General features: G+C 65.5%; 7 protein-coding genes and 1 pseudogene. 5 read left to right on the top strand and 3 right to left on the bottom strand.

What is annotated here, in order from left to right; genetic code table 11:
- The first annotated feature begins 22 nt into the window (after positions 1-22).
- On the top strand, positions 23-1,315 hold the full coding sequence (locus JKL48_RS02595) for a sodium/calcium exchanger protein (protein WP_201978077.1): 1,293 nt from the start codon (positions 23-25) through the stop codon (positions 1,313-1,315).
- 32 nt (positions 1,316-1,347) lie between these two features.
- On the opposite strand, the gene JKL48_RS02590 is transcribed toward JKL48_RS02595, so the two are convergent.
- The 3 genes from JKL48_RS02590 to JKL48_RS02580 form a co-directional block, all read right to left on the bottom strand.
- A complete protein-coding gene (locus JKL48_RS02590; protein ID WP_201978075.1) occupies positions 1,348-2,739 on the bottom strand; it encodes a di-heme oxidoreductase family protein in 1,392 nt (463 codons plus the stop codon).
- Positions 2,740-2,940: 201 nt separating this feature from the next.
- On the bottom strand, positions 2,941-4,008 hold the full coding sequence (locus JKL48_RS02585; protein WP_201978073.1) for an imelysin family protein: 1,068 nt from the start codon (positions 4,006-4,008) through the stop codon (positions 2,941-2,943).
- Between the two features lie 6 nt (positions 4,009-4,014).
- Positions 4,015-6,225 (bottom strand): TonB-dependent receptor family protein, encoded by a 2,211-nt coding sequence (locus JKL48_RS02580; RefSeq protein WP_201978070.1) that lies wholly within the window; start codon positions 6,223-6,225, stop codon positions 4,015-4,017.
- 834 nt (positions 6,226-7,059) lie between these two features.
- Between JKL48_RS02580 and JKL48_RS02575 the strand changes: the two genes are divergently transcribed.
- The 4 genes and pseudogenes from JKL48_RS02575 to JKL48_RS23690 form a co-directional block, all read left to right on the top strand.
- Positions 7,060-7,410 (top strand): hypothetical protein, encoded by a 351-nt coding sequence (locus tag JKL48_RS02575; RefSeq protein WP_201978068.1) that lies wholly within the window; start codon positions 7,060-7,062, stop codon positions 7,408-7,410.
- On the top strand, positions 7,407-7,631 hold the full coding sequence (locus JKL48_RS02570; protein WP_201978066.1) for a hypothetical protein: 225 nt from the start codon (positions 7,407-7,409) through the stop codon (positions 7,629-7,631). The genes JKL48_RS02575 and JKL48_RS02570 overlap by 4 nt, the downstream gene beginning before the upstream one ends.
- A 230-nt stretch (positions 7,632-7,861) precedes the next feature.
- Complete coding sequence (locus JKL48_RS02565) at positions 7,862-8,170, top strand: PKD domain-containing protein (protein ID WP_201978064.1); 309 nt, start codon at positions 7,862-7,864, stop codon at positions 8,168-8,170.
- Between the two features lie 147 nt (positions 8,171-8,317).
- Positions 8,318-9,079 (top strand): annotated as a pseudogene (locus JKL48_RS23690) (type IIL restriction-modification enzyme MmeI); the annotation flags it as partial.
- Positions 9,080-9,271: the final 192 nt, after the last annotated feature.

The raw sequence follows: 9,271 nt of genomic DNA, 5'->3' as shown, positions 1-9,271 counted from the left end.
GCCCACCGCTCCATTCCCGCCCATGCGCAAGTTTTTCCTCTACGTGGCCCTGGCCATCGCCGCCACGCTCCCCGGCTTCTACCTGCGCCTGACCGGCACGCACGTGGCCCCGGTGCTCGAAGCCGCCATCTTCTTCGTGGCCATCCTCGGCGCGGGCTTCCTGCTCTCGTGGGGCGCCGAAGCCGCCGAGGAGCACGTCTCTCAGGGCCTGGTCATCGGCGTGCTGGCGCTGGTCACCGTCCTGCCCGAGTACGCCGTCGACCTCTACTACACCTACCAGGCCGGCCTGCACCCCGGCTCGGCCTACGCCGGCTTTGCCGCCGCCAACATGACCGGCGCCAACCGCCTGCTCATCGGGGCCGGCTGGCCGCTCATCGTGTTCCTCTACTGGTGGCACAGCGGCCAGCGCGCCGTGGCCCTGAGTTGGGACAACGCCGCTGAAATTGCCTACCTGGCCCTGGCCAGCCTCTATTCCTTCGTGATTGTGTGGAAGGGCAGCATCGGCTTTATTGATTTTGTGGTGCTGGTGGGCATATTCGCCGCCTACCTCTGGCGATTGAGCCGCCTGTCCAAAGCCGACTACGACGAAGCCGAAGAAGCCGAGGACGACGACGACGAAGTCGGCCCCGCCGCCGTGCTGGCCACCCTGCCCGTGCGCCAGCAGTGGCTCATCATGGGCGTGCTGACCGTGGTGGCCGTGGCCGTCATCGTCATGGCCGCCGAGCCCTTCGCCGAAGCCTTGCTCGCCGCCGGCCGCGAATTGGGCGTCAACCAGTTCCTGCTGGTACAGTGGGTGGCCCCCTTCGCCAGCGAGGTGCCCGAAGTGGTGCTCGTCGTGCTCTTCGTGCTCAACAACCGCCCCACGGCCGCCCTCGGGGCCCTGGTCAGCGACAAAATCAACCAATGGACCCTGCTCGTGGGCATGATTCCGGTGGTCTACGCCCTCGGCGCCGGCCGCCTCACCGGCTTCCCCCTCGACGCCCGCCAGCACGAAGAGTTTTTCCTCACCGCCGCTCAATCCCTCTTCGCCGTGGCCCTGCTCTTGCGCCTGCGCCTGAGCCTGACCAGCGCCGCTATCCTGTTCGGGATGTTCAGCGTGCAGTTTGCCGTGGCGTGGATGTTCGAGCACGAGGAACAGCAAAGCGTGCAGTTTCTCACCGACATGGCCTGGCTCTACATCGTCTTGGCCCTCGGCCTCTTCTGGTGGAACCGCGCCGGCTTGGTGCAATACGTCCGGGTAGGGCTGCTGGCCCGCGCCGCACCTGTTACCTCCCGCGACAACCCCACACCCACGGCCAGCTTGCGCGAACACTAGGCGCCAACCACCAGCCCGGTTTCCGGCGCTGCTTACAGCGACTTCAGAAACGCCAGTAGCTTGGCGCGGTCGGCGGCGCTCATGCGGCCTACAGCGTCGGCCGAACTTTGCGCCTCGCCCCCGTGCCACATAATGGCCTCGGTGAGCGAGCGGGCCCGCCCGTCGTGCAGAAAGGTACTGTGCCCGTTCACCACCTCGCTCAGCCCGATGCCCCAGAGCGGCGGCGTGCGCCACTCGCTGCCGCTGGCCCGGAAGTCGGGGCGGCCATCGGCCAGGCCCGCCCCCATGTCGTGCAGAAGCAGGTCGGTGTAGGGGTAGATGGTTTGGCCGGCCGTTTCGGCGGGCAGCCCGGCGGCCGGGCCGGTGGTCAGGCGCGGCACGTGGCAGCTGGCGCACTTGGCGCCGATGAACAAGGCCTTGCCAGCCCGCACCTGCTCGGTGGTCACGTCGCGGCGGGCGGGCACGCCCAGCGTTTGCACGTAAAACGTGGTGTTGGCCAGCTCCGCGTCCGCCAGGTCGGCGGGAGCGCTGCCGGGTGGCTGGTTGCCGGCCTGGCTCTGGCCGGCGGCGGGCTCCAGCGGGAACAGGCTCGTGGTGATGCCCATGTCGCCGTTGTAGGCGGCGGCGGTTTGCTGACGCAGCGAGGGCTGGTTGGCTTTCCAACCGAAGCGGCCCAGGCGCGGGGCCTGCGCGGCCACGTCCCACACGTAGTTGGGCCGGCCCGAAATGCCGTCGCCGTTGGCATCGTTCTCATCGGCCAAGGCCACGAGGTCGGCCTCACTCACCGCCTCCAGCAGGCCCAGCCCGAACACCGGCGGCGCCACCCGGGCCGAAAGCATGACCCCCGCCGGCAGCGGCATATACGGGGCATCGACGCGGTACGTGGGCTGCCGCAGCGACACGGTCGCGCCGTCCACCAGCGTGCGCAGCTGCTCGATGTACTGAATGCTGAGCTGGCCCTCAGCGTCGGTGCCCACGATGGCGCGGTTATGCAGCTGGTCGCCAAAGCCGGACACCGGCCGCGGGCCGCCGTGCGCGTCCTGGCCGGGCAGGCTCAGCCGGAACAGCATCTGCACGGGGTCGGTGGCCGTGAGCGGCGCCGCGCCGCGCCCGTCGCGCACGTGGCAGGCCGTGCAATTGCCGTTGATGAACAGCGGCCCCAGCCCGTCGCTGGTCACGAAGCGCCGCTCAAAGGCCGCGTCGCCAGCCAAATGCTGCGCCCCCGAGGCCCCGCGCAGGTTGGGCGCGGGCAGCGAGTACGCATTGCTGCCCGCGCTGAACACCGTGGCCGCGCCCCCGGCCCGCACGTCGTCGGCACCAGTCGGCTCCACGAGGTCGGCTTCGTTTTTCGTGCAGGCCGCCAGCGAGGCCGCCACGGCCAGCGCCAGCAGCCGGGAAGTAAGACGAGGAAAAAGAAAGCGCATCAGCAACAAGCGTAATCGGCCGGAGGGCTGAGGTTTGCAAATCGAAATTTGAACGGGGAAAATGTTAAAGAAACGGTCATGCTGAGCTTGTCGAAGCTTCTCTACAGCTTCGTATGAGCCGGTGCAACGAAACGGTAGAGATGCTTCGACAAGCTCAGCATGACTGTTCTGGTTTTGGTCGTTTAGCTTTTTTCCAGTTCCTTACAGCGCGTCCACTAGCGGCTGTACGTCGGTTTGCAGCATGGCCAGCACCGTACGCACCTTGGCTTGGGCGGCCCGCACGGCGGCGGGGTTCTGGAAAATGGCTTCGTCGAAGCGGCCCGGCAGCCCGGCAATGGCCTGCTGCGCGGCGGCCAGCTCCTGCCGGAAGCGGGCGTCCAGCGCGGGGTTGCGCTTCGCCACCAGGTCGCTAAAGCCCGCGCCGCTGGCCGTGCCCAGGCGGCCGGTGTAGAGGGCCTCGATGCCGGCCAGGTTCTGCAAAAACTCCGCCTTCGAGTTCTGGCTGAACTTGGCCTCCTCCACGTCGGTGGTCTGCTGCGCCAGCGGGCGCTCCATCTTGCTGTTGGCCAGCTCGTCGGCGGGCGCTGTCAGCCCGTCCAGCAGCTCCTGCACGGCCTGCTTCTGCTTGGGGTACACCGGATTGCCCGGCCCGGCCTTGGCCAGGGTGGCCGCGAAGTTGCCCCCGCCCGCCTGCCAGGCCTGCAGCAGCCGCCCGGTGGCCGCTTTCAGGTTTTGGGCCGAGGACGTCAGGAAGGTGTACTCGCGGGGCGTAAAGTCGCCCAGCGCCTTGTTGGCCGCGTTGCCAAACAGCAGAAACTCGATGGGGTGGAAGCCTTGCAGGCCGCCGTCGCGCGGGCGCAGGCTGGCCGGCGTCAGCGGGTCGGGGCTGGCCAGCAGCGCGGCCAGGTCCACGCGGTTCAGCGGCCAGGTGTCAATCACGGCGTCCAGGCCCTGCGTGCTCACGGGGCCAAAGGCAAACGCCTCGGTCACTTCCCAGGGGGCGCGGGCGTCGCGGTAGGCCTGGCGGGCCGCGGCCAGCGCGGCGGGCGTGGGCGCGGCCGCTAGGGCCACCACGGCCGTTTGCAGAGCCGCCGCTTTCTGGTCCACCTCGCGGTAGGTGCCCACAATCACGACGTTAGCCGCGTGGTCGAGCAGCGCCGCCGCGTTGTAGCCCGGCGAACCGGCCACCGTGTTTTGTGGGTCAATTTCTTCTTTCTGGCAGCCGGCCAGCAGCAGCGTGGCGGCTAAGGCAAGAGCAAGTTTCTTCATGTCGGCTTAAAATTTGGCGGCCAGCGTGGCGTAGAACGAGCGGCCAATGGATGGGATGATGCCCGGCCCCGGGTACTCGTCGGTGCGGCGGGTGAAGTATTTGGCGTCGGTCAGGTTGTTCACGCCGGCTTTCAGGTCCAGGTTTTTGGCGGCGTGGTAGGTGCCCGACAGGTCCCACACGGCGTAAGGCGGCACCAGCCCTTGCAGCGGGTTGTCGTTGTCGGGCGTGCGGAGGTTGTTGGCTTCGCCAAACGAGTCGCCGGTGTAGCTGTACTGCCCTGTCACGCTCAGCGGCCCGTAGCCGTAAGTCAGGCCCACCCGTTCAATCAGCTTGGGGGCATACTCCACGCGCTTGCCCTTAAACTCCCCGCTCACGTAGCGAGCATCCACGTAGGCCAGCGAGTTGAAAGCACTCAGCCGGTGCCGGCCGGCGGTGCTCAGCAGCTTGAGCGGGCTGATTTCCAGGTAGGTTTCCGCGCCCTTGTGCTCGGAGTCGGCCACGTTGGTGCGTAGGGAGTAGTCGTTGCCCGTGGTGGCATCCACCAGCGCCACCGTGCCGATGCGGCGGTTGTAGCGCAGGTAGAACGCGCCCACGTCGAAGTTCAGCCACTCGCCCACCGCGCCGCGGTAGCCCAGGTCGGCGTTGTAGCCGTCGCTGTCCTTCAGGTTGGGGTCAATCTTGGAGGTGACGCCAAACGGCTGCAGCGCCGAGTAGTCCACCGGCCGGTAGGCCTGCGACACGTTGCCGTAAAATGCCGTGCCCGCAGTGGCCTGAAACTGCGCCCCCGCCCCAAACAGCAAAAACGTGCGGTTGCGCGACTCGTTGGTGGTCTGCGCCAGGCCGTCGTCCTGCACCTTGTAGCCCTTGGCCTTGGAGTTGATGAACTCGAAGCGCACCCCCGGCGTGAGCGAAAAACGGCTGCCGAGCCGGATAACGGTTTCGGCAAACGGGGCCACGTTCTGCGTACGAAATTCAAAGTCGTACTCGTAGCCGCCGCCGTATAGGTTCAAATCGAAGTCCGAAGCCGTCGAGCCCGGCCCGCCGCCCTGCCGGTGCATGTAGCCGGCGAAGTAGCGCACGCCCACGGCCAGCGTGTTGTCGAGGCCCAGCAGGCGGTAGTCGTGGCGCAGGCGCAGCTCGTTGGTCAGGCTGCGGAACCGCTCGTTTTCTACCTCGCGGGGCACATACTGGCCCGTGGCGCGGTCCACGGTGTCAGGCGCGGCGGCTCCGCCGTCCTCGTTGCGCCACACCAGGGCGCGCTGGCTCAGGTTGCCGGCCGTTTTCAGCGTCAGCAGGGTGCGCTCGCTCAGGCGGTAGTCGGCCGTTAGCGTCAGCACGTTCCAGGGGCTTTGCAGCCAGTTGCGGGCGCGGGTGCTCTGGCGCGGGTTGGCCTGGAACAGCGAATCGGTCAGCCCGCCCGGCATCTGAATCTGGTTGCGCAGCAGCGAGTATTCCAGGCCCAGCTTCAGCTTCTCGGTGGCCTGGTAGCTCAGGCCGGCGTAGGCCGTGGCCTGGCTCACGCCCGAGTTAGGCCGCCAGCCTTCCTGCCGCCGGTACTGCCCGTAGGCGTAGTAGTTGAGCTTGCCCACTTGCCCGCCCACGCTCGTGAACGAGTTGAACAGTCCGAACGAGCCGCCCGTCTGCCGCAGGGCCAGCTCAAAGGGCTTGTCCTTCGCGCCCTGGCGCATCACGTAGTTCACCGTGCCGCCAAACTGCGGCCCGAACTGCAGCGAGGCCGCCCCACGCACTACCTCCACCCGCTCCACGCCTTCCATGGCCGGCAGGTAGTAGGTTTCGGGGTAGCCGTAGAGGTCGGCCGTGATGTTGTAGCCGTTCTGGCGCACGTTCATCTCCACGCTCTGCACCGGGTTCAGCCCGCGCAGCCCGATGCCGTTGGCCGGAAAGCCCGAGCCCTCGGTTTCCGAGAAGTTCATGCCCGGAATGCGCCCCAGAATTTGGCGCGGGTTGTTCTGCGCCGTATTGGCGTCCAGCGAGTCGAGCACCAATACCTCGGTTTTCTTGCCGGCGTAAATCACCGCGCCGCCTACTTCGCCCAAATTACCCAGGCCGTTTTTCGATTTCAGGCCAATCACCTGCACCTCTTCCAGCTTTTGGTTGCGGGTGGGGGCCTCCTGTGCTAGTCCAGGCGTCGCTTGGAGTCCTACGCCAGTTACAACGCTGATAAATAAAGAGGTAGCAGTTTTGCGACAGGCCATTATTTATTTAGATTCATTCTAGATAGCGGCAAAGGTAGTATAGTCCACCTTTATTTACCGCGCTTATTTAGAAAGTTTCCAAATACCAATTACCTGCCGCCTGTTCGGGCTGCTTGGCCGCCTTCCCCGCTCTCGCCCAACCCGGTGCCCTTTTTCCGTTGCACGCATTTCACCAACCAGTACACCCACGTACCAACCGGCCGCAGCAGCAAGCCGGCGGCTGCCCCATCCGTGCCCGAGCGATTCTTAAATAAACAGGCAGGGGGACTCTTCCCCGGCCGGCCGGGTCGTGGTGGGCCGAACCAGGGCCGCGAATCGGGATAGCCAGTGGGCGAGTGCAATAGACTTGAGCAATTTCATAAGGCAGAGTTGATATGTTCCACAAAGCACGCCCGCGCCCATTACCGGCAGATGCCGCCCCGGCTATGATTTGATGAAGCCGCGAAAAAGAGCGCCATGGCCGGCCCCAAGGCCGCTTGGCTCGCCGCCACTGCCTACCAACAAGCGCGCCCCAACTTGCAGATTGGGGCGCGCTTGTTGTTTTATAATGTAATTATTTGTTCGTATAATTCACCTCGATAGCGCTAGCAACAACGCGGTAGTGCCCGCCGGGCCCACTCCGACCCGGCAGGGCTTATGCTTCCTTTTCAGCACAAAAGTACCCGCGCCTGGTGCTGCCCGAAAGCGTTTGGAACAACCGTAACCGAACCGTAACCCGTCCTTCATATGGCCCTGCGGCCCCCCACAATCTTGTAGCCCGCACCCCCGAATGCCGGAAGGCGAGCGCAGCCGCGGGGCCGCCTCGGCTTTTTCCTCATTTTCAACCGCTAAGCCATGAGCAAAAACAAACCCAAGGGCTCCAAGAAGAGCAGAGCTTCCAACGACCTACTCGACGCGGCCACCGTCGGCCTCCAGAAGTTTCGCCGCTTCGCCAAGCAGGTCAACAAGCTCAGCACCACCCAAAAGCTAGTCGGCGGCTTGGCTGCGCTGGCCGCCGGCTACGCCCTCATCACCAACACCTCCCCGGCCGAGACCTCCACCGAAGTCCCGGCCCTGGATGAGCCCGCGTCGCTGGCCGAAGCGCCGCCAACCACCCCCGTCGCCCCCGCCCGAACGCCCAAACCCAAGCGAGCCAAGCCCGCCAGCCACGTCAAATACGTACCCTTTAGCCAAGAGCACTCATGAAAAACAAGAAGAAGACCAAAGCCGCCAAGCCCAAAAACCAGCCCACCGGCGCCGGCCAGTCCCTGCGCAAAGCCGGCAAGCGCATCGCCAAGCTCAGCACCACCAAAAAAGCCGTGGGCGTCCTCGCCCTGGCCACCTTGGGCTTGAGCTACCTGGCCAAGCGCCGCAAACAGGCCCACGGCACCACCCCCATCCCGGCCGACGACCAAGGCGCCGAGTAGCCCCCATTTCGCTCCACTATCCCAGCAAGGCCCCGTGCACATCTGTGCACGGGGCCTTGCCTTTAGCAGCTGTTTGAGTCCGCAAAAACGCGCTTTGGACGGGCATGCGCCACAAGCAGGCATGCGACAAGAATAAATTATATTTTTTAAAGGTGAAAGTGGGCAGTGATTCCAATAAGACAAATGAATTTGTATCTTTCGGAAACACTTATTCTCAACGCCAATCGATTATGCTGCACAAAACAACTTTCATTCTACTGGCTACCCTGCTGCTGGCCGGGTGCGGCAAGAAACCAGACGCCTGCTTCACCATTGAGAAAGGCCAGCCCAGCTCCAAGGTCAACGACGAGGTAGAAGTGAACGCGGCCTGCAGCACCGACGCCGGCGACTTCGTGTGGGACTTCGGCGACGGCTTCAGCACCACCGGCATCAAGGCCAAGCACAAGTACGTCACGACGGGCCAGTACACCATCAAGCTCACCGCCAAAAACAGCGACCGGGATGCCACCACCAGCAAGCAAGTGACCGTCGTGCCCTAATCGCACGGGCTGACTTAGCCGGCAGAAAAGCTTTGTCTTTGCACTAGACTTGGTCTAATGGCCGCCATTCATTGATTCCCGAAAAAGCCCTTTCCAGATGGATAGGGCTTTTTCTTTTATCCGCATGCGGCCTCTACCTTCGCCCCCATGCCCTTCTCCCTCGCCGAGCTGCGCCACCGCGCCGCCGACTTCGTGCGCCAGCACGCCGACGACCACGACGAAAAATCCCAGGCCCAGACCTTCCTGCGCGACTTCTTCGACGTGTTCACCCCCCAGGGCCACCGCCGCGCCCGCTTCGAAACCCGCGTCAAAAAGCCCGATGGCTCCCAGGGCTACATCGACGCCCTGTGGCCCGGCACCCTGCTCGTGGAGATGAAAAGCCGGGGCCGCGACCTCGACGCCGCCCACCAGCAGGCCCTCGACTACCTGCCCCGCCTGCCCCAGGCCCACCTGCCCGGCTTCGTGCTCGTCTCCGACTTTGCCCGCCTGCGCCTCTACGACCTCGACCAAAACCTGCGCCACGACTTTGCCCTGGCCGAGCTGCCCGAGCACCTGCACCTGTTCGGCTTCCTCACCGGCTACCGCCCCGCCGGCACCCAGCGCCCCGAAGACCCTGCCAACGCCCAGGCCGCCGAGCTCATGGCCCAGCTCCACGACGCGCTGCTGGCCGACGGCTACGCCGGCCACCCGCTGGAAGTGCTGCTCGTGCGCCTGCTCTTCTGCCTCTTCGCCGAGGACACGGCCATCTTCGACACGGCCGAGTTTCGGGCGCTGCTCGAGGAGCACACCGCCCCCGACGGCCACGACCTCGGCGCCAAGCTCGGCGAGCTGTTCGCCGTGCTCGACACGCCCCCGGCCGAGCGCGCCCGCGCCCTGGCCCCGCACCTGGCCAACTTCCCCTACGTCAACGGCGCCTTGTTCCGGGAAAACTTCCGCCCGCCCGCCTTCACCGAGGCCACCCGCCAGCGCCTCATCGACTGCACCTACTTCGACTGGAGCCGCATTTCGCCCGCCGTGTTCGGCTCGCTGTTCCAAAGCATTGCCGACCCCAAGCAGCGGCGCACCCTCGGCGCCCACTACACCTCCGAGCCCAACATCCTC

The organism is Hymenobacter rubidus, from assembly GCF_016734815.1.
Taxonomy (GTDB): domain Bacteria; phylum Bacteroidota; class Bacteroidia; order Cytophagales; family Hymenobacteraceae; genus Hymenobacter; species Hymenobacter rubidus.
This window is presented reverse-complemented; position numbering and strand designations above follow the sequence as displayed.

Coding starts and splice junctions, on each gene's coding strand:
- JKL48_RS02580 (WP_201978070.1), bottom strand. CDS start 6,225: ATGGCCTGTCGCAAAACTGCTACCTCTTTATTTATCAGCGTTGTAACT.
- JKL48_RS02595 (WP_201978077.1), top strand. CDS start 23: ATGCGCAAGTTTTTCCTCTACGTGGCCCTGGCCATCGCCGCCACGCTC.
- JKL48_RS02575 (WP_201978068.1), top strand. CDS start 7,060: ATGAGCAAAAACAAACCCAAGGGCTCCAAGAAGAGCAGAGCTTCCAAC.
- JKL48_RS02570 (WP_201978066.1), top strand. CDS start 7,407: ATGAAAAACAAGAAGAAGACCAAAGCCGCCAAGCCCAAAAACCAGCCC.
- JKL48_RS02565 (WP_201978064.1), top strand. CDS start 7,862: ATGCTGCACAAAACAACTTTCATTCTACTGGCTACCCTGCTGCTGGCC.
- JKL48_RS02590 (WP_201978075.1), bottom strand. CDS start 2,739: ATGCGCTTTCTTTTTCCTCGTCTTACTTCCCGGCTGCTGGCGCTGGCC.
- JKL48_RS02585 (WP_201978073.1), bottom strand. CDS start 4,008: ATGAAGAAACTTGCTCTTGCCTTAGCCGCCACGCTGCTGCTGGCCGGC.